This window comes from Sphaerotilus natans, assembly GCF_900156335.1.
In the GTDB taxonomy this organism is placed as follows: domain Bacteria; phylum Pseudomonadota; class Gammaproteobacteria; order Burkholderiales; family Burkholderiaceae_C; genus Sphaerotilus; species Sphaerotilus natans.
Map to the genome: position 1 here is coordinate 128,122 of NZ_FTMZ01000003.1, position 19,981 is coordinate 148,102.

The window sequence follows — 19,981 nt, forward strand, 5'->3', positions numbered from 1 at the left end:
CGGGCCGGCCGGGCGACAATGGCGCAGATTGTAGAGAGCGCGCGCCCGTGAGTCCGTCCCCGTCTGCCAGTGCCGGTGAATCCGCCGGTCTGCCGCCCCGTTCCGTGCCGGTGCTGTGCCAGGGCGGGCTGGTGCTGCGCACCGTGCTGTTCGTGCACGGCGTGCTGGCGCTGGGCCTGGGGCTGCGGGGCGGCGATCTGGCCGGACTGCTGGGCGAGCTGTCGGTGCTGGTGGTGGCGGTGCTGCCGGCCACGCTGGTCTGGCTGCTGGCGGGCTGTGCGCTGCGGCCGCGGCTGGCGCGCCTGGCGCCGATGCCGGCCGCCGTGCTGATGGGGCTGATCGGCCTGCTGTGCGCGCTGGGGGCCTGGGCAGAGCTGCGCTGGCTCGAGCAGGTCGAGCCGGGCGCGCTGACCGCACTGTCTGCTGCGCTGAGTGGTGTGGCGCTGGCGGTGGCGGTCTGGCAGGTGCTGTGCCTGCGCGAGCGCCTCAATCTGCCCGCCGGCACCCAGGCGCGGCTGGCCGAGCTGCAGTCGCGCATCCGGCCGCATTTCCTGTTCAACGCGCTCAACAGCGCCATCACCCTGGTGCAGATCGACCCGGCGCGCGCCGAGGCGGTGCTCGAAGACCTGTCCGAGCTGTTCCGCGCCGCGCTGGCCAGCGCCGATGCGCCGGTCACGCTCGGTCAGGAGATCGAGCTGGCGCAGCGCTACCTGGCCATCGAGCAGGTGCGCTTCGGCGCGCGGCTGCGGGTGCGCTGGCAGCTCGATGCGCAGGCGGCTCGGGCGCGCGTGCCGGCGCTGATGTTGCAGCCGCTGGTGGAGAACGCGGTCAAGCACGGCATCGAGCCCTCGACCGAGGGTGGCGAGATCGTCATCCGCACTGGCGTGCGCCACGGCATGGCGCTGCTGACGGTCACCAATCCGCTGGGCGAGGGTCGCCCGCGCCGCGGCCACGGCATGGCGCTGCGCAATGTGCGCGAGCGGCTGATGCTGCTGCATGACCTGGGCGTGCGCTTCGAGGCGGGCGCGATCGATGGCGGGCGTTTCCGGGTGCGCGTCGCCATCGCGCTGCCGGACTGAGCCGGACTGAAGGAGGGGCTGCAGAGATGGACATGACGACGCCGCTGCGGGTGCTGCTGGTCGATGACGAGGAGCTGTCGCGGCTGCGGCTGCGCACCCTGCTGGCCGACTGCGTCGATCCGGCCGCCCAGGTGGTCGGCGAGGCGGCCACCGCGGCCGCGGCGCTGCACTGGCTGGCGCTGCATGCCGCCGATGTGGTGCTGCTCGACATCCGCATGCCCGGCATGGACGGGCTGACGCTGGCGGCGCGGCTGCGCGCGATGCCGCAGCCGCCGCGGGTCATCTTCGTGACGGCGCATGCCGAGCACGCGCTGGCGGCCTTCGAGGTCGAGGCGGTCGACTACCTGACCAAGCCGGTGCGCCGGCTGCGGCTGCAGGAGGCGCTGGCGCGGGTGGCACAGCGTCTGGGCGGCGGCGGGACGGCGACCGCACCGGCGCCGCTGGCCGAGCCCGCGCCCGTGGTGCCGGTCATCGTGGTGCATGAGCGCGGCGAGCTGCTGCGGGTGCCGCTGACCGAGGTGCTCTACCTGAAGGCCGAGCAGAAATACGTGACGCTGCGCACCGCCCACCGCACGCTGCTGCTCGACGAGTCGCTGGCCGAGCTGGAGGAGCGGCTGGGACGCCGCTTCCTGCGTATTCACCGCAACGCGCTGGTGGCGCTGGATGCGGTGGCGGCGCTGGAGCGGCGGCGCTGGAGCGACGATCGCGGCGAGGCCGAGGCCAGCGAGGTCTGGGCGGTGCGCATCGCCGCCACCGACGAGTGGCTGGCGGTGTCGCGCCGCCAGCTGGCCACCGTGCGCGATCTGCTGGCGGCCGAAGGGCTGTGAGCGCCGCCCCGCCCGCCGGGCTTCAGCGCTCGGTGGCGCCCAGGTCGATCGCAGCGCCCTTGACGGTGCGCGCCACCGGCGCGTAGCTGCTGTCGAGCTGGTAGTTCACGCCGTAGGCGCTGGCCGCGCTCGGCCCGGCCTGGCCGGCATCGATGATCGTGCTCGAGGCGTTGGGCACGAAGCTGCTGGTGTCGAAGGGCGCGCTGCTGCCGGTCAGCAGGTTGGTGGTGCCGATGACCTGGCCCTTGAGCGTGTGCCACACGTCGGTGTCGGTCCAGTCGCTGCGGATCCAGTTCACGCCCAAGTTCAGGATGCCGTCGGGCGTGTAGCTGGTGGAGAGCGAGTCGTTCTCGGCCTGGCGCAGGTTCAGCGAGGTCACCGAGGCGTCGAACCAGAACACGTTGTTCCAGGCCTCGACCCGTTCCAGCGTCGTCGAGATCTGGAAGAGGCGCGCGTTCGCGCCGGTGCCGTGCACGGTGTTGTTGAAGAAGTACAGCACCCCCTGACGGAACAGCGACTCGCCCCAGTTCGCGCCAGCCGGGGCACCGAAGTGGTCGCCGCCGTAGTGGAAGAAGCTGCCGTCGTCGCCGTTCTTCTTGAACTGGTTGCCGTAGACGAAGGTGCTGCGGTAGGCCGCCAGCGCGGTCGCGGTGACGGGGAAGTCCTCGGCCTCGACCATGTCGATCGAGCGCGCGCCGCCCTCGATGCGGTTGTAGCGCACCACCAGCCCGGCCGAGCGGTCCTTGACCGCGTTGCCCAGCGCGCCGGTGCGCAGCGGCCCGTAGCGGTTGAACTCGATCACCAGCCCGACGCTCTGGGTGTAGGTGGTGTGCTCGCGGTCGCTGCCGGCGATGCCGTGGCCCCACAGGTAGTTGCCGGCGATGCGGACGTTCTTCGTGACCATGAAGTCGCCATCATCGGTCGAGCGGCTGAAGATGGCCATCTGGCAGTCGCTGATCTCGTTGTCGGCGATCAGGATGTTCTGGCCGCGGTCGATCCAGACGCAGGCGCCGAACTGCACGTAGTTCTTCGTGGCTCCGGACGCGTCGGTGAAGGTGTAGCTCGGATGGGCGGCGCGGATGTTCAGGCCGTCGATCTGGATCCAGGTCGGGTAGTCGGTGTAGGTGCCGTTGGCCAGCGCCTTGACGACGATGACGCTGCGGGTCTGGTGGATGTCCTGCGTCTCGGCGGTGTTGCCGTAGGCGTTGAGCAGCGCGCTGCGGGTGGTGGCGCCATTGCCCTCGATGATCGGGCGCTCGTTGTTCGGGCCGCGCACGCCGCAGATGCGCACCGGCGCGGTCTGCGTGCCCTGGGCCGCGACCAGGAACTTGCCCTTGTACGGCGTCGAGGAATAGAAGATGCGGACGGTGTCGCCGGCCTTCAGGCTCTCCCAGGGCACCTGGTCGAGCGCGGTGTAAGTCTTGCCCGGACCAACCTGGTAGTCGGTGCCTTTGCCGGAGGCTTCGCAGGCGCCCAGCGCCAGGGTCTCGACTGGCGGCGTCGGGGTCGGCGCGGGCGAGGGGCTCGGCGTGGTGCCGCCCGAGCTGGTGTCTTCGCTGCCACCACTGCAGCCAGCCAGGGCCGCGCCCAGCGCCAGGGCGGTGCTTGCCCAGAGCATGCGCACGCGCCGCGCCCGAGTCTTGTCCATCATGCTGTCCATGGGCCGTTTGCCTGTTTCAGTGTTCGTTGTCGTGGATCGTCCTCGCCGACGAGACGTCGGCGCCGCAGGTCCGCGACGATAGGGACGGCCGGGTCGAGCAGGGTAAGCATTTCCCGTGCATGTAACTGTCATGCACAAAATGACACCCCCCGCGAACGGGGGGTGTAAAAAGGGAATTAGTGAAACATTGATGTGATTTGCCTGCGCATCAAATCAATTTATTCGTGAATTGTTTCACGGACATCATGTCGGTCGTGTGAAGTATCTTGAAGTGTGCGGCGAGCCGCCGCGTCCCTGGGGTGGCCTGTCCGCTTCATGCCGGTACGACCTGCGGGCGGGTGCCCCTACATGAGGTTGCAACTGATCGGCCGCTGGTGGGGGGCGGGCAGCGCCGCAGCCCCGCCAGCGGCTCGGCGGAAGCTCATCGCAGGCTCATCGCTCGACCGCGCCAAGATCGTCGGTCAGGCCACTCATGCGTCGCAGCTGTGGCAGCCCAAGCGTGTCGATCTGATGGCTCAGCACCAGGTTGACCGGGGAGGCGGTGCTGCGCTTGCCCGCATCGATCAGCGCTGAGCCGGCCACCGGGCGGAAGGAGGTGGCATCGAAGGGCAGCGTCGTGTCGCCGAGTTGCGGCTCCACCAGATTGAGCTGGCCGCGCACCTTGTGCCAGAGGTCCGAGTCCTGCCAGCCGCTGCTGATCCAGTTGCGCCCGAGGTTGACGATGCCCCCGCCGATCCACGGTGCGGCCACCTCGCGGTCCATGCGCATGTTCTTCTCGCGGATGCTCGGGGCGAAGTGGATGACGTTGTTCCAGGCCTCGACCTTCTCCTCGGTGGTGGCGATGCGGAACACCCAGGCCGCCGTGCCCTTGAGCATCAGCGTGTTGTGGAAGAAGTGCAGCGTGCCCTTGCGGAAGATCGGCTCGCCCCAGGTCGCGCCGGCCTGGCTGCCGAAATGGTCGCCGCCGTAGGTGATGACGCTGCCGGTGTCGCCGGTCTTGATGATCTGGTTGCCGTAGACGAAGGTGTTGCGGTAGGCGGGCGTGGCCATCGCGGTGAGCGGGAAATCTTCGGCCTCGACCAGATCGATCGCGTGCGAGCCTTCCTCGATGCGGTTGTGGCGCACCACCGTGCCGGCCGAGCGGTCCTTGACGCCGTTGCCCAGCGCGCCCGGGCGCAGCGGCTCGTAGCGGTTGAACTCGATCACCGTGCCGATGCTCTGGGTGTAGGTGCTGTGCTGGTGCACGTTGCCGACGATGCCGTGGCCGGCGAAGCGGTTGCCGGCGATGTACAGATTGCGCGTCACCGCGAAGTCGCCGTCGTCGGTCGACTTGCTGAACACGCCCATCTGGCAGTCGGTGATCTCGTTGTCGACGATCGAGATGTTGTGCCCGCGCTCGACCCAGACGCAGGCCCCGAAGGGCAGATAGCTGCGCACCGCGCCGGCGGCATTGCGGAAGCTGCGGCTCGGATGGGCACCGGTGATCTTCAGGCCGTCGATGCGGATGTGGCGCGGGTAGGCGGTCCAGCCCTGGGCTGGGTCCGACTTGATGACGATGAGGCTGCGGTCCTGGTGAATGTCGCGGGCGTAGGTGCTCGAGCCGTAGAGGCCGGAGAGCGCGGCCCGGGTGGTGGCGCCATCGGCGTCGATGACCGGGCGTGTGCCGTCGGTGCCGCGCACGCCGCAGATGCGCACCGGCGCGTCCGCCGTGCCCTGCGCGACGATCGCGAACTTGCCCCGATAGGGCGTGCTGGAGGGGTGGATGCGCACCGTGTCGCCCGCCTTCAGGCTTTCCCAGGGCACCTGGTCGAGCGCGGTGTAGGCCAGCCCCGGTCCGACCGGAAAGTCCCGGCCCTTGCCCGAGGGCTGACAGGGCGTCAGGCCCAGCGCCGCGGCGGCCACCGTGCTGCGGGTGCTGCCGGTGGCCAGCACGCCGGGCGGCGCGGAAATGGTGCGCGTCAGCGTGCTGGCCGCCCCGGCACGGCTGGACACGACCAGGGTCTGTGTCTGCGCCTGGGCTGGCGCGGCCGCCAGGACCAGAACTGCGCTGCCTGCCGCCAGTCCGGCCAGGCCGGTCAGCAGGCCCCGGGATGCGAAATTCGCAGGGGCGAAGGCGGAATGAAACATGGAGACAACCTTTCGAGCCGGAAATGAGCCGGAGAAGACGACAGAATCTCCTGATCTGAAAAACTGTCATTTCCCCCTGATGGATGTCGGCATCTGGATGCGGGGGTTCAGTGCCGGGCGAAATTCACGGAGCGAAAGGTAGGCAGGCCGCCAGGGGCTGCCGGTAAGCAAGTTGCGTGGTGTGTAACTTCGGCGCCCTGAAACAGGGGTGGCCGGTAATGAGAAATCAGGAAAATCCCTTGTGCGCGGGTTTTTCAGCGTCGGAGACGTGTTTTCAGCTCGGTTCGGGCGGGTGTGATGCAATGCGCACCCGGCGCTGTCCGGGGCGAACGTCTGTTTCGGGGGGCGGGGCGGGGTCCTCCCGGGTTTTTCGTGTACGGGTTCTGGCCGCGTGATTACAACTGGCCGGAAATACCCCGCAATTCATTCGATCGACGATGCGGAATATTTCCGGCTTCGGCTGAGATGAATTGTTCAGATCAGCCTGTTCCTGATATTCAAGGCTGTTCGACCGCGCCCAGATCGGGGCCGCGGCCGCGCACCGGGCGTCTGGTCAGACCGCGTTCCTCCCCGATCTGGTGGCTCAGGCGCAGCGGCTGACCGGCCGAGTCGGTCGGCAGATCGCCGGCGGGCTGATCGAGACGTGCCAGCGGCGTGCGCATCCGGCCGCTGGTCGGACTGATCGCCGGCGGCGGGCCTTCGAACAGCTGCGCGCCGCTGGTGCGCACCCGCACGACCGAGTCCGGGCCGGCCTGGGCCCAGTCGCGCGAGATCCAGTTGCTGCCGGCAAACTCGACCGTGCCGGCCTGGTGGCCGACCCGCATCTGGGTGCTGCCCAGATTGACGATCAGATTGCCGGTGGCGCGCACCGTCTGGCGGGCGCCGGGCATGTCGAACAGCGCCATGTACCAGGCCTGCTGCTGGGTGCCGCTGTGGATCACGGTGTTGTGGAAGAAATGCAGCGTGCCGTTGCGGAAATGGCGCTCGTCGTTGTCGCCGCCCCAGTGGATCAGCTTGACCGAACCCGAGCCCGGCAGCGACAGGTCGTTCAGGATCAGGTTGCCGTAGACCCAGGCGTCCGGATAGTGGCGGTCCTCGCGCACCGGGCGCACGCCGCCCTCGATCTCGACCAGATCGAGCGCACGCGCCGCCGCAGTGATGCGGTTGAAGCGCACCACCGTGCCGCTGGAGCGGTCCTTCAGCGAGGAGCCGCGTGCGCCGGGAATCAGCTGGCCGATGTCGTTGCCCTCGTAGAGCGCGCGCGCGGTCTGCACATAGAGGTTGTGCTCCAGCCAGCTGCCGACGTTGCCGTTGTTCCAGATGCGGTTGTGGCGGATGAAGACATTGCGGCTGGATTCCTCGTCGGAGCGGCTGTTGACGAAGATGCCGTTGCCGTTGCCGGTGATCTCGCAGTTCTCGACCGTCAGGTCCTCGACCACGATGGCGTAGATCGCTGCGGCGCCGGCGACGTAGCGCCCGCTCTGGCCGTCCATGCCGGTGTAGCGCCGGTCCTTGTGCGCGCCGGTGAGCTTCAGGTTCTGGATGCGGATGTGGCGCGGCCGGCTGCCCCAGGCCTGCTCGCGCGACTTGTAGATGAAGATCAGGCCGTAGGGCTCGCTGTACTGCTTGCTGAAGAAGCCGCTGGCGGCGGCGTCGCGGGCGGTGGTGGCGTTCTCGCCGCTGATGACCGGGCGGCGGCACTGCGCGTCGGTGACGCCGTTGAGCACCACCGGCGCGTCGGCGCGGCCTTGTGCGCGCAGGCCGATCTTGGTGCGGTAGGGCTCGGGGCGGTGATGGATGTTGACCACGTCGCCGGCCTGCAGCGACAGCCAGGGCACCTCGTCGAGCTCGGTGAAGGTCTGGCCCGGGCCGACATGGAAGGTGCGCCCGCTGCCGGTGAGCGCGGTGCTGCAGCCGTCGGCGCTGGCCGGCTCGGACACCGGCGGCGGCCAGGGGCCGTCCTGTTGCGGTGCAGCAGCAGCCGCGCTGGCCGCCGCGACCGGCGTCTTCGGCGTGTCCGGCGTGGCCACCGGCGCGGGCGCGCTGTCGAGAAAGCGGCCGGACTCGGCGCTGGGCCAGCCGGCGGCGGGCTGGCCGCTGTGCTCGGTGGGCACGCGCACGGTCTGGGCCTGCGGCAGGCCGTGCAGGGTCAGGCTGATCAGGCCGAGGCCGAGCAGTCGGGGGGCGGGCAAGGGCATGCGGACGGTCTCCTGTCGAACCCCGATCTTGCCGCAGTGCTGCGCTAACATCCCGCGCCACAAGCACCCCCTGGCACAGGGAGAGGACAGGATTTCATGAGGCTGATGCACATCGTCGACTCGCTCGAGTTCGGCGGACTTGAACGGGTGGTCACCGATCTGGCGATCGAGCAGAAGCGCCGCGGCGACACGGTCTGCGTCTTCAGCCTGCTGGCCACCGAGGGCCTCAAGCCCGAGCTGGAGGCCGCTGGCGTCGAGGTGATCGTCGGCCACAAGCGCGACGGCCTCGACATCGGGCTGATCCTGCGGCTGCGCCGTGCCATGGCCTGGCGCAACATCGAGCTGGTGCATGCCCACAACTTCGTGCCCAACTACCACGCCGCCGCGGCGATCCGCACGATGCTCGGCGGCCCGGTGCAGGTCTGCAGCCTGCACGACATGGGCTTCCGGCTGGAGCGCGAGAAGCGGCTGCGCCAGTACTTCATGTGGTCGCTCAAGCACACCCGCGGCGTGGCGATGGTGGGCTCGCAGGTGCATGGCCGTTATGTCGGCGACGGCCTGGTGCCGGCCGAGCGCGCCACCACGGTGCTCAACGGGATTCCGGTCGAGCGCTTCCGCTGGACGCTTGAGCGCCGCCGCATTGCCCGCGAGCGCCTGGGCGTGCCCGAGGACGCGCTGCTGATCGGCGCGGTCGGCCGCCAGGTGGCGCTGAAGAACCACCGGCTGCTGATCGCGCTGATGCCGGCGCTGCTCAAGCGCCATCCCTCGCTGCATCTGGCGCTGGTGGGCTCCGGCCCGCTGGAGGCCGAGCTGCGCGCGCAGGCCGAGGCCGCGGGCGTGGCCGCGCGGGTGGTCTTCACCGGCCAGCGCAAGGACGTGGCCGACCTGACGCCGGGCTTCGACATCTTCGCGATGCCCTCGTTGACCGAGGGCCTGTCGATCGCGCTGCTGGAGGCCTGCGCGACCCGGCTGGCGATCGTCGCCACCGCGGTGGGCGGCAACCCCGAGATCGTGCGCGACGGCGAGACCGGCCTGCTGGTGCCGCCCGACCAGGGCGAGCCGCTGCAGGCCGCGCTGGAGCGGCTGCTGGCCGACGCCGCGCTGCGCGAGCGCCTGGGCCAGGCCGCCTGCGACTGGGTGAGCGAACACGCCTCGATCGGCGCGCTTTACAGGACGTGCAGCGCGTTCTATCAGCGCGCTCGGGGGCGGTGAGCACGCTCAGGGGCCGGCCGCCAATCCGTCACCCTCGCGCAGGCGAGGGCCCAGCTGCCAATCCGTCACCCTCGCGCAGGCGAGGGCCCGGCCGCCGATTCGTCACCCTCGCGCAGGCGAGGGCCCACGCATGCCGCTGCCGTGCTTTCTCGTGGGTGCCCACCTGCGCGGGCATGACGAGGGGAGATGTGGGCATGACGAGGGGAGATGCGGGCATGACGGGGCCGTGGCGCTTGCGCGTGTCGATGCACCCGCAGGCTGCGACAATCCCGTCCCCCTGTCGCGCCCCTTGCTGGACTGCCCATGTCATTTGATTCCCTCGGCCTGAAGCCGCCCCTGCAGCGTGCGCTGCGCGAACTCGGCTTCGCGGCCCCGATGCCGGTGCAGGCGCAGGCGGTGCCGGCGGCGCTCTCGGGCGCGGACCTGCAGGTCTCGGCGCCGACCGGATCGGGCAAGACGCTGGCCTTCGCGCTGGCGCTGCTGCAGGCCGATCTGGCCGCCACCCGCGCCTGGCCGCGCGCGCCGCACGGGCTGGTGCTGGTGCCGACCCGCGAGCTGGCGATGCAGACCGGCGAGCTGCTGCGCGATCTGGCGCGGCTGATGCCGGACCCGCCGCGGGTGTCGGTGCTGTTCGGCGGCGTGTCGATCAATCCGCAGATGATGGCCTTGCGCGGCGGCACCGAGCTGGTGGTGGCCACGCCGGGCCGGCTGCTCGATCTGGTCGATCACAACGCGATCCGGCTCGACCATGTGCGCACGCTGGTGCTCGACGAGGCCGACCGGCTGCTTGACCTGGGCTTCGCCGACGAGCTGACGCGCGTGCTGGCGCTGCTGCCGGCGCGCCGGCAGAACCTGCTGTTCTCGGCGACCTTCCCCGAGGCGGTGCAGTCGCTGGCCGATGCGCTGCTGCGCGTGCCGGTGCGCATCGACATCGCGCCGGGCGGCCCGGTCGCGGGCGAGGCCGGCGAGGGCACGGCGTCTGGCCATCCCGACATCCACGAGCGCGCCATCGCGCTGGACGCCGGCCGGCGCACCGGCGTGCTGCGCCACCTGCTCAAGACGCACGGCTGGGACCGGGTGCTGGTCTTCGTCGCCACCCGCCATGCCACCGAGCTGGTCGCGCACAAGCTCGGCCGCGAGGGCGTGCCCGCGCATGCGCTGCACGGCGAGCTGAGCCAGGGCACCCGCGCCGACGTGCTCGCGGCCTTCCGCGCCGGGCGCATCCGGGTGCTGGTGGTGACCGACCTGGCCGCACGCGGCATCGACATCCCGGCGCTGCCGGCGGTGGTCAACTTCGACCTGCCGCGCTCGACCGACGACTACACCCACCGCATCGGCCGCACCGGCCGCGCCGGCCTGAGCGGCACCGCGGTGAGCTTCGTCAGCGCCGCGACCGAGGCGCATTTCCGTCTGATCGAGAAGCGCCAGGGCCGGCGCGTGCCGCGCGAGCAGCTCCCCGGCTATGAACCCACCGAGACGGCCACGCCGGATCAGGCCGCCGGCGGCATCAAGGGCCGGCGCATGAGCAAGAAGGACAAGCTGCGCGCGGCCGCTGCGGCCGCCGCTTCAACCCGCGTGACGCCGGATCCGGATCAGCGCGGCAGCTGAGCCTTCAGCCACGCATAGGTGCGGCTCAGGCCTTCGGGCGTGGGCACGCGCTGCGTCCAGCCGATCTTCTTCAGACCGTCGTTGCTGTAGCGGATCGGCGTGTACATCGACTTCACGACATAGGGCGTGAAGACGGCCGGCATCTGGCCCTTGGACTTGCGGTTGTAGGCCACCAGCTTGCCCGACACCCACAGGAACAGGCTGAAGGGCAGCGTGACGACGCGCATCTTCTGCACGTTCTTCAGGTAGCCGTCGAGGTACTGGCGGCAGGTCGGGATCTGGTCGTCGACCACCGCGAAGGCGCTGCCGCTGGGCGCGTGCACCGTGGCGCGGGCGACCGCATCGGCGCAGTTCTCGACATAGGTCAGCGGCAGCAGCGCGCCGTTGCCCAGGCTGGCGAACAAGCCCATCGCCTTCAGGCCGACGCGCGGCGACAGCGCGCCGCCGCCGGGGCCGTAGATCACGCCCGGGCGCAGGATCACCGTCTCGAAGCCGTACTGCCGGGCGAAGTCCAGGAACATGTGCTCCTGGCGGGTCTTGGCGTAGCCGTAGGGGCCCTTGTCGACGCCCACAGGCTCGATCGGGGTGTCTTCGCCCAGCGTGTCGCCCGGCTTCATCGCGTCGGTCTTGTAGACCGCAAAGGAGCTGATCAGCACGATGCGCTTCGTGCCGACGCGCCCGCAGGCCTCGAAGACGTTGCGGCTGCCCATCACCGTGTTGGCGAACATGTCGGCCGCGGCGCCCTTCATGCCGGCGGCGGCATGGATCACGCAGTCCACGCCCTCGAGCATCGCGTCGAAGGAGCCGCGCGCGATCAGGTTGGCGCCTGCGGTTTCCAGTCGGGCCTGCGGGAATTCCTTCTGCAGCGACTCGATCAGGCCGGCCGGGGCGCGGTTGCGGAAGTGCAGCCGCAGGTCGTTCTGGCCTGCCATCAGCAGGCTGCGGGTGATCTGCTTGCCGAGAAAACCGCCGGCGCCGGTGAGGAGGATCTTCATGCGCGGGCCTCCGTGGCGGAGGTGGAGTTCTTCGGGTCGGCCATGCAGGCGTCGACGCCCTCGACGATCTGGTCGATGACGCGGCACACGCGCAGGATCTGCTCGGGCGGGATCGGGTCGGCGCCCCGGCCCTCGACCGCGTCGTAGAAGCGCTCCAGCAGCACGCGCATGCACTGGAAGTAGTGGAATTCGTACCTGCGGAAGCGCCCGATGTTGCGCCGGCCGTTGGCGGCAAGCTGCCTGGCCTGCGTCCAGGCCATGAACTGGCGGCCCAGCGCGCTGGGCGCGGCCCAGCGCGAGGCGCGGATCAGCGTGCGCGCGGTGTAGTCCAGCTCGACCGAGTCGGTCGTGCCGACCACCTTCAGCGTGTGCGGCACCGGGCGGCCATGCGCGCTGACGTTGCCGCTGACGGTCACGCCGCCGCTGCGCAGGATGAAGCGCAGCTCGTCGGGCATCGCGTCGACGATGGCCGAGCCGGTGGGGCCGCGGCGGCGGAAGGCCAGCACGCGGGTGTCGATCTCGTCGCCGAGGAAGGGCACCACCTTGGCCAGCACGTGGTCGAGCACGTTGTGGAACAGCTTGCCCGGCAGCCGGTGCACCCAGTGGCCGGGGTCGGTCATCACCGCCAGGCCGTAGTCGCCCGAGAGGTTGTAGCCGTAGTTGGTGTCGAGGTGGACGACTTCGCCCAGCTCGCCCTTCTGCAGCAGCGCCTCCAGCTCCAGACCGGGGGTCTCGTAGTTGTAGAGGTAGTTGACGCCTGCCTTGCGGCCGGCCTCGCGGGCCAGCTTCAGGATCTCGAGCGCCTGCGCCGCGGTCAGCGCGAAGGGCTTCTCCATGAACACATGGCAGCCCGCCGCGAAGGCCATCTTCGCCAGGAACAGGTGCGAGTCCGGCGGCGTGGCGATGTGCACCACGTCCAGACGCTCCTTGGCGAACATCTCGGCCGCGTCGTCATAGCGGCCGGGGATCTTCATGCGCACCGCCAGCTGCTCGGCCATCAGCGGCTCGCGGTCGCAGACCGCGACCACCTCGCCGCGGCCGATGGCGCGGATCTGTTCGACATGGCCGTCGGCGATCTTGCCGCAGCCGATGATTCCTACCCTCAACACATCTCGCTCCCGCAGAGAAACACGATTGTTCTGTTCGTCGAAGCCGCTCTCCGCGGCTCAGCGGCTGGTGCGGCCCCAGCTTCCGGCGTAGCGGCCGGTCGCGTAGCGCCAGGACGCGACCAGGAAGGCCCAGTTCAGTGCAAACAGGAAGGCCGCCAGCTTGACCAGCGTCGGCAGCTTCGCGCCGCGGCTGCTCATCTGCCATCCCGCCCAGGCCGCCGCATAGGCCAGCGCCTGCCCGGCCGCGTAGAGTGCCCAGCCGGTCGATCCGGTCTGCACCGCCAGCGCGACCGACGCCGCCAGCGCCAGCAGCAGCAGGTGCGGCGCGGTCCAGCGCAGCACCTTGTGCGACACATAGGCGAAGGCGGTCGCCGCCGAGGTGCGCGTCAGGTACTGCGGATGGCGCACCAGCGCCTGGAAGTTGCCGATGCCGATGCGGATGCGGCGCTTGACCTCCTCGCCGATCGCCTCGGGCGTGTCTTCCTCGGCCCAGGCCTTGGGCTCGTAGACCAGCCGGTGGCCGCCGGCCGAGACGTTCATCGCGATGACGAAGTCGTCGCAGATGGTGTCCGGGCGGATCGGCTGCCACAACGCGCGGCGGATCGCGTAGATCGCGCCGTTGGCGCCCAGCAGCGCGCCGATGCGGGCCTCGAAGAACTTCAGGAACTGCTCGATGCGCCAGTACAGGCTGTCCTGGTTGTCGCCGCCGGCGTTGCCCAGCAGGCGCAGCTCGCCGGTGACGCCGCCCACCTTCGGATCATCGAAGCGCGAGACCAGCTTCTTCAGCGCGCCGCGCTCGAAGTAGGTGTTGGCGTCGGAGAAGACGACGATCGGCTCGGTGGTGCGCGAGACCAGGTCGTTGAGCACGCTGGCCTTGCCGCGGTTCTGCTCGAAGGGCAGGGCGACGAGGCGCGGCTCGTGCGCGAAGCGGCGCATCAGCTCGGCGGTGCGGTCGCGGCTGCCGTCCGAGCCGATGTAGGCGCGCAGCCGGTCGGCCGGATAGTCGAGCGCCAGCAGGTTCTCGATGCGCGAGACGATGTGGCGTTCCTCGTTGTAGGCCGAGATGACGACGGCCACCGGCGGCCAGTCCGGCTCGGTGCCGGCGGCCGTGCGCTGCATCTCCAGCCGGCGCTCGCTCTTGCGAAAGACGAAGGCGACGTCGCGCAGGCCCTGGCTGATCGCGCCGACGACAAAGAGGGCCAGCGGGTAGAGGGCATAGGAGTAGACCACCGCCACGACCCCTCCGATCGCGACGATGGCCAGCAGCAGCTCGATCACCGCTCAGTTCCCCGCCGGCATCGGGCGGTAGCCCGGGCGCGGGATGACCAGATCGCGGTACTGGCCCGGCTCGCCGGGCAGGCCCTGCTCGGCTGCCTTGACGATGTTGTACATCTCGCGGGCGCTGACATGGTGCAGCTTCCACTCGCGGCCGTCGTTGTACTTCGCATGCAGGTGCTCGTAGCAGCGGCGCATCGGCTCGCCCAGCAGCGTGTCCATGTCGCGCTCCTGGGTGCCGTGGGTGTGGATCTTCACGAAGATCCACTCCGGCTTGCCCTCGACATGGATGCCGGTCTCGATCCAGGCGTCCACCCGGTCGGGCGTGGGCGGGCAGCTGGTGCGGATGTCGGAGTTCTCGATGCGCGGGATGATGCCGAACTTGCGGTCGTTCCACTTGAAGCCCAGCGGGCCCTGGATCAGCATCAGGTCGCCCCAGGGCTTGCCGCCGGCCTTCACCCGCATGCCGGTGTCATGCGACTTGCAGCGCTCGGGATCGTCCTTGGCGTAGTAGATCTTGTTGATCGTCGAGGTCTGGCACGGGTCCGGCGAGGCCGGGAAGGTGTAGTCGACGTAGCAGCCTTCCTCGCGCAGCACGATCAGCTCGTTGTTGACGCCGCAGCCGAAGCCGTGCGGGTGCGAGTTGTCCAGCGCCCAGTTGCCGTGAATGAAGCCCCAGCGCGGCTGCTTCGTCACCGGATCGACCGGCAGCGCGTCATGGCGATCGACCAGGATGCGGGTGAAGCGGCGCAGCTTCTCGCGCAGGCCGGCCTCGGTGTCCTTGTCATGGTGCAGGTGGATCTCGATCTCGCCGTAGCCCATGCGGCAGATCTCCACCAGGGCATCGAGATGCTCGGGGCGGTACTCCTCTTCCGGATAGAAGAAGCTGTGGATCGGGCCACGGCCGTCGGCATCGCGGAACTGGTCGCACAGCGCCGGGTACTCCTGACGCCAGCGGGCCACCCGGCGGCATTCGGTGGCGTAGTCCGGCTGCTTCCACATCGGCTCGTAGTGGTCGACGAAGCAGAACATCACATGCTTCGTGGTGCCCGGCGGCACCGGGGCGCGCCAGTCCTGCTTCAGGTAGCTGAACAGCCATTCCTGGATGTTGCGCTGGCGGATGAACAGCACGACCGCGGCGCACAGCAGCAGCAGGAGCACGACAAGCACATGGACGAGCGTCATCGGAGTCTTGGAGGAATCAAAAATGGAGTCGACAGCGTCTGACTAAAGCGCAATGCAAACGATTCGCCGAAGGCAATCGGGGCGAACTCTAGCATCGTGCGATTGCGGTTCTCCCTGCGCCACCCTTAGATGACGCGCCAACAGCGCGCCGATCAGCCGCCGCGTCCGAGTTGATGCGAGAAGACAAAGCCACGAATTGCAACAATCGTCAGGAACATGATGATGAAGGTGCTGCGAACCCAGGGAATCGTGTGAATTTTTTCGTATTTCGGTGACTCCTTGTCGGTCATGCCCGGTGCGTGGCTCGCGCACCACCAGGCTGCGACACAAAGTGCCAGCAAGAAATACAGGACCGGCTGATAGGTGCGCGACAGGAACCAGGCGCAGACCAGGAAGCCCACCAGTGAATTGCGCAGCAGCACCACCATCTGCCGGTGCGGGCTGCGCAGGGGCAGGGTCTCGACTGCCGCGCTCAGGCTCTTGAAGGTCAGCACGATCATGCCGATCCACAGGAAATAGCCGACCAGGCCGAGCTCGGCGAAGCACAGCACGAAGGAGTTGTGCGCGGTCAGATGGTGGTGGTCGGTGAAGTTGCCGTAGCCCGCGCCCCAGATCGGACGCCACTTCAGCAGCTCCAGTCCGACCGCCCAGGCCTCGATGCGCTCGCCGGCGGACTGCTCCTGCGAGGAGAAGCCGCGCCCGCCCACCGCGCTGGCGCCCAGGAAGAGCACGCCGCCCAGGCCGCCGAGAATCGCGGTGCGGGTGGTGCCCAGCCAGTCTCGCACGATGAAGAACAGCAGCGAGGCCACGCCCAGCAGCGCGCCGCGCGACTGGCTCAGAACGATCGCGTACATCATGACCGCGCCAGGCGCGACGATCAGCAGCGTGTTGCGCACCCAGGCGCGCTCGCGCCACAGCACGAACAGCAGCGGCAGGCACATCACCAGCACCTGGGAGAAGTCGTTCGGATCGTTCAGGAAGCCCTGACCGCGCACCCGCCAGAGGTACCAGCCGGTCTGGTCCTGCGCCGGCACGGCCGGCACGGCCTCTGGGGGCGCTCGACTCGGATCCTCCTCGAGCTGGGGCGAGCTCTGGCGCAGCACCAGCTGATCGGCGTACAGACCGGTGTGATAGGCCTGGATGCCGAAGAGGGCGGACACCAGCATCGACAGCACCACCGCCGCGCAGGCGAGCTTGAGCCGGCGCAGCGTGGTCACGTTGAGCGCCACCAGCAGGAACAGCATCGACGAGGTGGTGAAGTCGTTCATCGCGGTGAAGGCGCCGCCGGCCCAGCCGTTGAGCGCCAGCGACACGCCCAGCATCACCATGAAGGCGAACAGCAGCTTGAAGTCGGTGCCGCGCGCGGCGATCTCCTTGCGCACGATGGCGCGGCTGGCGGCCAGCACGAAGCCGAGCGTCCACAGCACCAGCATCGGCCGGTACTGCGCCATTTCCGGCGCGAACAGCTCGATCGGCCGGAAGAAGCTGAGGAACACATAGAGCAGGAAGACCGCGAAACTCATGATCCGGGCGACGGTTCGTGCAAAAGGTCCGATCCTAATGCGCCCGGATGACGGCGACACGCCTGCACCCCCGGCCGTGGTACCGAAGCGGCTTAATCTGAAATGACGAGGTACCGCGGTGTGTCGCGGAAACATCGTTGCGTGCCAAGGAATTGTCGATCCGGCAGCTTAAGATCCGGCCCGCGTTTGTCGCGTTTATCCGCGTTTCCGACCCTTGACGATCGACGATCCCTGCATGAACAAGCCTGCTGTCCAGCCCCTCCTGCGCCGCGTCCTCTATCACCATCGCACCCAGGGCAAGGCGGTCGAGGGCGTGCACATCCGCGGCATCACCGATGCGCTGCGCGCCGAGGGCGTGACGGTGGACATCATCTCGCTGCCCGGTGCCGACCCCTACGCCAGCCCGAAGGCGCTGAGCCCGACCAAGCAGGCCCGGCCCTGGATGAAGTGGGTCACCAGCCTGCCCGAGCCGCTGTTCGAGCTGGCCGAGCTGGGCTACAACGCGGTGGCCGGCTGGCGCATCCGCGAGTACCTGAACGCGCACAAGGACGTCGACCTGATCTACGAGCGCTACTCGCTCTACATGTTCGTCGCGGTGATGATCGCGCGGGCCCGCAAGATTCCGGTGATCCTGGAGATCAACGACTCCACCACCGTCTACCGGGTGCGGCCGCTGTTCTTCCAGCGCCTGGCCACGATGATCGAGCGCTGGGTGTTCCGCAACGCCAACGGCCTGGTCTTCGTCTCCGGCGCCTTCCGCGACCATGTGACGAAGGCGCACGGCGGCAAGATCGCGCCGACCATCGTCTCGCACAATGCGGCCAACATCGACAAGTTCAGTCCCACGCCCGAGCAGCGCGCCGCCGCGCGGGCCAAGTGGAAGCTCGACGGCAGCGTGGTCTGCGGCTACCTGGGCGCCTTCGTGCCGTGGCATGCGATCGACCAGTTCGTCTACAAGATCGCAGATCGGCTCAAGGCCAACCCGCAGCTCAAGCTGCTGCTGGTGGGCGACGGCGCCACCTTCCCCGTGGTGCAGGCGTTCGTGCAGGAGCACGGCCTGCAGGACCAGGTGGTGATGACCGGCCGCGTCTCGCACGACGAGGTGCCAGGCCTGCTGGCGGCGATGGACATGGCGGTGCTGCCGAGTGCGGGCGACTACACCTCGCCGGTCAAGCTGTTCGAGTTCATGGCCTGCGGCATCCCGCCGGTGGCGCCCGACTTCGTGCCGATCCGCGAGGTGCTGAAGGAAGACGAGACCGGCTGGATGTTCAAGGCCGGCGACCTCGAGAGCGCGGTGCAGATGGTGCTGCGCCGCAGCCAGGACAGCGACAACCTGCGCCGCGTCGGCCAGGCCGCACGCGCCTACATCGCCCGCGAGCGCCAGTGGCGCAACAACATTCTGCAGCTCGTCGATTTCCGCGAGCGGGTCAAGGGCCGCTGAGGGCAGGGGAGAGCGGGCATGAAGCTGCTGCTGTCCGACCTGCGCGCCAAGCAGGTGCTCTACGGCGAGGGCGGACCGCCCGTCTCGCTGCTGAAGGTGGTGCTGGCCGACGGCACGCTGGCCAATGCGCTGTACCGGCTGCAGGCCTGGCTGGCGCGGATCGGGCTGGCGCCGCTGGCGCTGATCCCGCACATCCTCAACAAGTGGCTCAACGGCTGCGTCATCGGCGTGAAGGCGCAGTTCGGCCCCGGCTTCGTGCTGATCCACCCGGTGGGCGTGGTCATCAACTCCAGCGTGCGCGGCGGGCGCAATGTCTGGCTGGAGAGCAGCGTGGTGATCGGCGAGAACCGCGGCGGCTTTCCGCGGCTTGGCGACGACATCTTCGTCGGCTCGGGCGCGAAGATCATCGGCGCGGTGGCGGTCGGCGACCGCGCGCGTGTCGGCGCCAATGCGGTGGTGCTGCACGATGTGCCGGCCGGCCACACCGCGCTGGGCATTCCGGCGCGCATGCGCCCGCCTCGCGCCAACTAACGCACGCCTGACAGCCTCCCCGGGGCTGGATCAACGCATTCCCTAGTGCGGCGCCGCGCCGATGGCGCTAGTCTCCACCTGTCGCTCGAAGGTTTCATCGCCCTCGTGGTCGGCGCATCAGAGCATTGACCTCCTGGCCCACATCAAGCCAGGAGGTCTTTTTTTTCGACCCTGTCCTGCATACCCCGGCGGGTTGACCTGACGCAAGGACGCCCGGCCTGGGCTGCGATCAGATGGACGCATGTTCAACCGGCCCGCGATTGTCCGCGGGCCATCGATGCGCCAAGGGGACAAGACACCATGCACGCCCTGATCGACTTCTTCTCCACCGACTACGGCCTTCTCAGCGCGCTGGTGCTTGCCACCACCGTCGGCATGCTGGTCTTCTACATCAGCTACTTCATGAAGCACATCCGCCAGGACACGGAAGCGGCCGAGCGCGCGGCTCGCGCTGCGGCGACCGGTCGCGCTTCCTGAGGCGGCTTCAGAACGGCGCCGCGTCCTCGAAGACCTGCGGCGCTCCGTCGGCCGGATGCGCGAAGGCCAGCCGGCAGGCATGCAGCAGCAGCCGGGGCGCGGCCTCGCGCCACGGCGTCGGCGCATAGAGCTCGTCGCCGACGATCGGGTGGCCGATCGACAGCAGATGCACCCGCAGCTGGTGCGATCGGCCGGTCACCGGCTCGAGCGCGAGCCGGGCGGTGCCGGCCGTCGCGTCGCGGTCCAGCACCTGCCAGCGGGTCAGCGAGGCCCGCCCGGTCAGCGGGTCGACCTTCTGGCGCGGCCGGTTCGGCCAGTCGCAGATCAGCGGCAGGTCGATCGTGCCGGCCGCCTCGGCCGGGCAGCCGGCCACCACCGCCTCGTAGCGCTTGTCGACCTGCCGGTCGGCGAAGAGCCGGCTGAGCCGGCGGTGCATCTCGGCGCCGCGCGCCATCAGCAGCAGGCCGGAGGTGGCCATGTCGAGCCGGTGCACGATCAGCGCGTCGGGCACCCGGCGCTGCACCCGCGCGGCGACGCAGTCGGCGTTCTCGGGTCCGCGCCCGGGCACCGACAGCAGGCCGGCGGGCTTGCGCACCACCAGCATCGCCGCGTCGAGGTGGATCAGTTCGATGTCGTCGTCCATCGCCGGCATTGTCGCCGGCGCTGCGCGCGCATGACAGCCTGTCACCTGGACGAGCGCGATCGGGCGGCACAATCGCGCCTCCCGACTCCAT

General features: G+C 69.3%; 16 protein-coding genes. 7 read left to right on the top strand and 9 right to left on the bottom strand.

Annotated features, from left to right (window positions below; genetic code table 11):
• The first annotated feature begins 47 nt into the window (after nucleotides 1-47).
• Both BW996_RS03840 and BW996_RS03845 read left to right on the top strand, forming a co-directional pair.
• Nucleotides 48-1,079, top strand: coding sequence for a sensor histidine kinase (locus tag BW996_RS03840; protein WP_241461819.1), 1,032 nt, complete (start codon nucleotides 48-50; stop codon nucleotides 1,077-1,079).
• A 32-nt stretch (nucleotides 1,080-1,111) separates the two neighbouring features.
• A complete protein-coding gene (locus BW996_RS03845) occupies nucleotides 1,112-1,906 on the top strand; it encodes a LytR/AlgR family response regulator transcription factor (protein WP_037478300.1) in 795 nt (264 codons plus the stop codon).
• A 22-nt stretch (nucleotides 1,907-1,928) separates the two neighbouring features.
• Here the strand turns inward: BW996_RS03845 and BW996_RS03850 are convergent, their stop codons facing one another.
• The 3 genes from BW996_RS03850 to BW996_RS03860 form a co-directional block, all read right to left on the bottom strand.
• Nucleotides 1,929-3,554 (bottom strand): hypothetical protein, encoded by a 1,626-nt coding sequence (locus BW996_RS03850; RefSeq protein ID WP_139330734.1) that lies wholly within the window; start codon nucleotides 3,552-3,554, stop codon nucleotides 1,929-1,931.
• A 444-nt stretch (nucleotides 3,555-3,998) separates the two neighbouring features.
• The gene (locus tag BW996_RS03855) at nucleotides 3,999-5,693 is read right to left on the bottom strand and encodes a right-handed parallel beta-helix repeat-containing protein (RefSeq protein ID WP_037478255.1); all 1,695 of its coding nucleotides are present in this window, start codon (nucleotides 5,691-5,693) and stop codon (nucleotides 3,999-4,001) included.
• 497 nt (nucleotides 5,694-6,190) lie between these two features.
• Nucleotides 6,191-7,891 carry a right-handed parallel beta-helix repeat-containing protein gene (locus tag BW996_RS03860; RefSeq protein WP_037478257.1) on the bottom strand — a complete coding sequence of 567 codons (1,701 nt, stop codon included), beginning with the start codon at nucleotides 7,889-7,891 and terminating at the stop codon, nucleotides 6,191-6,193.
• Between the two features lie 96 nt (nucleotides 7,892-7,987).
• Between BW996_RS03860 and BW996_RS03865 the strand changes: the two genes are divergently transcribed.
• Both BW996_RS03865 and BW996_RS03870 read left to right on the top strand, forming a co-directional pair.
• Entirely contained in the window at nucleotides 7,988-9,103 is a 1,116-nt protein-coding gene (locus BW996_RS03865) for a glycosyltransferase (protein WP_051631545.1), read from the top strand.
• A 303-nt stretch (nucleotides 9,104-9,406) separates the two neighbouring features.
• A complete protein-coding gene (locus tag BW996_RS03870) occupies nucleotides 9,407-10,711 on the top strand; it encodes a DEAD/DEAH box helicase (RefSeq protein ID WP_037482779.1) in 1,305 nt (434 codons plus the stop codon).
• Here the strand turns inward: BW996_RS03870 and BW996_RS03875 are convergent.
• The 5 genes from BW996_RS03875 to BW996_RS03895 all read right to left on the bottom strand — a co-directional run bounded on the left by BW996_RS03875 (nucleotide 10,696) and on the right by BW996_RS03895 (nucleotide 16,798).
• Entirely contained in the window at nucleotides 10,696-11,706 is a 1,011-nt protein-coding gene (locus tag BW996_RS03875) for an NAD-dependent epimerase/dehydratase family protein (RefSeq protein ID WP_037482777.1), read from the bottom strand. The genes BW996_RS03870 and BW996_RS03875 overlap by 16 nt on opposite strands.
• Complete coding sequence (locus BW996_RS03880) at nucleotides 11,703-12,812, bottom strand: Gfo/Idh/MocA family protein (RefSeq protein WP_051632008.1); 1,110 nt, start codon at nucleotides 12,810-12,812, stop codon at nucleotides 11,703-11,705. The genes BW996_RS03875 and BW996_RS03880 overlap by 4 nt, the downstream gene beginning before the upstream one ends.
• A 60-nt stretch (nucleotides 12,813-12,872) precedes the next feature.
• Nucleotides 12,873-14,093, bottom strand: coding sequence for a glycosyltransferase family 2 protein (locus tag BW996_RS03885; protein WP_081838154.1), 1,221 nt, complete (start codon nucleotides 14,091-14,093; stop codon nucleotides 12,873-12,875).
• A gap of 3 nt (nucleotides 14,094-14,096) precedes the next feature.
• A complete protein-coding gene (locus BW996_RS03890; protein WP_037482775.1) occupies nucleotides 14,097-15,275 on the bottom strand; it encodes a hypothetical protein in 1,179 nt (392 codons plus the stop codon).
• A gap of 152 nt (nucleotides 15,276-15,427) precedes the next feature.
• Nucleotides 15,428-16,798, bottom strand: a complete 1,371-nt coding sequence (locus BW996_RS03895; RefSeq protein ID WP_037482773.1) for an O-antigen ligase family protein — start codon at nucleotides 16,796-16,798, stop codon at nucleotides 15,428-15,430.
• A 235-nt stretch (nucleotides 16,799-17,033) separates the two neighbouring features.
• Here BW996_RS03895 and BW996_RS03900 point away from each other — a divergent pair, with 235 nt between their 5' ends.
• The 3 genes from BW996_RS03900 (at nucleotide 17,034) to BW996_RS03910 (ending at nucleotide 19,247) form a co-directional block, all read left to right on the top strand.
• A complete protein-coding gene (locus BW996_RS03900; protein WP_037482771.1) occupies nucleotides 17,034-18,239 on the top strand; it encodes a glycosyltransferase family 4 protein in 1,206 nt (401 codons plus the stop codon).
• Nucleotides 18,240-18,257: 18 nt separating this feature from the next.
• Nucleotides 18,258-18,770 (top strand): serine O-acetyltransferase, encoded by a 513-nt coding sequence (locus BW996_RS03905; protein ID WP_037482769.1) that lies wholly within the window; start codon nucleotides 18,258-18,260, stop codon nucleotides 18,768-18,770.
• Between the two features lie 300 nt (nucleotides 18,771-19,070).
• A complete protein-coding gene (locus tag BW996_RS03910) occupies nucleotides 19,071-19,247 on the top strand; it encodes a DUF3149 domain-containing protein (protein ID WP_076458644.1) in 177 nt (58 codons plus the stop codon).
• Between the two features lie 7 nt (nucleotides 19,248-19,254).
• Here the strand turns inward: BW996_RS03910 and BW996_RS03915 are convergent, their stop codons facing one another.
• On the bottom strand, nucleotides 19,255-19,890 hold the full coding sequence (locus BW996_RS03915; protein WP_139330736.1) for a pseudouridine synthase: 636 nt from the start codon (nucleotides 19,888-19,890) through the stop codon (nucleotides 19,255-19,257).
• Nucleotides 19,891-19,981: the final 91 nt, after the last annotated feature.

Excerpts from the sequence above, each read along its gene's own strand:
- BW996_RS03875 (WP_037482777.1), bottom strand. The coding sequence starts at position 11,706 with ATGAAGATCCTCCTCACCGGCGCCGGCGGTTTTCTCGGCAAGCAGATC.
- BW996_RS03845 (WP_037478300.1), top strand. The coding sequence starts at position 1,112 with ATGACGACGCCGCTGCGGGTGCTGCTGGTCGATGACGAGGAGCTGTCG.
- BW996_RS03900 (WP_037482771.1), top strand. The coding sequence starts at position 17,034 with ATGAACAAGCCTGCTGTCCAGCCCCTCCTGCGCCGCGTCCTCTATCAC.
- BW996_RS03850 (WP_139330734.1), bottom strand. The coding sequence starts at position 3,554 with ATGGACAAGACTCGGGCGCGGCGCGTGCGCATGCTCTGGGCAAGCACC.
- BW996_RS03890 (WP_037482775.1), bottom strand. The coding sequence starts at position 15,275 with ATGACGCTCGTCCATGTGCTTGTCGTGCTCCTGCTGCTGCTGTGCGCC.
- BW996_RS03865 (WP_051631545.1), top strand. The coding sequence starts at position 7,988 with ATGAGGCTGATGCACATCGTCGACTCGCTCGAGTTCGGCGGACTTGAA.
- BW996_RS03860 (WP_037478257.1), bottom strand. The coding sequence starts at position 7,891 with ATGCCCTTGCCCGCCCCCCGACTGCTCGGCCTCGGCCTGATCAGCCTG.
- BW996_RS03910 (WP_076458644.1), top strand. The coding sequence starts at position 19,071 with ATGCACGCCCTGATCGACTTCTTCTCCACCGACTACGGCCTTCTCAGC.
- BW996_RS03915 (WP_139330736.1), bottom strand. The coding sequence starts at position 19,890 with ATGGACGACGACATCGAACTGATCCACCTCGACGCGGCGATGCTGGTG.
- BW996_RS03870 (WP_037482779.1), top strand. The coding sequence starts at position 9,407 with ATGTCATTTGATTCCCTCGGCCTGAAGCCGCCCCTGCAGCGTGCGCTG.
- BW996_RS03895 (WP_037482773.1), bottom strand. The coding sequence starts at position 16,798 with ATGAGTTTCGCGGTCTTCCTGCTCTATGTGTTCCTCAGCTTCTTCCGG.
- BW996_RS03855 (WP_037478255.1), bottom strand. The coding sequence starts at position 5,693 with ATGTTTCATTCCGCCTTCGCCCCTGCGAATTTCGCATCCCGGGGCCTG.
- BW996_RS03905 (WP_037482769.1), top strand. The coding sequence starts at position 18,258 with ATGAAGCTGCTGCTGTCCGACCTGCGCGCCAAGCAGGTGCTCTACGGC.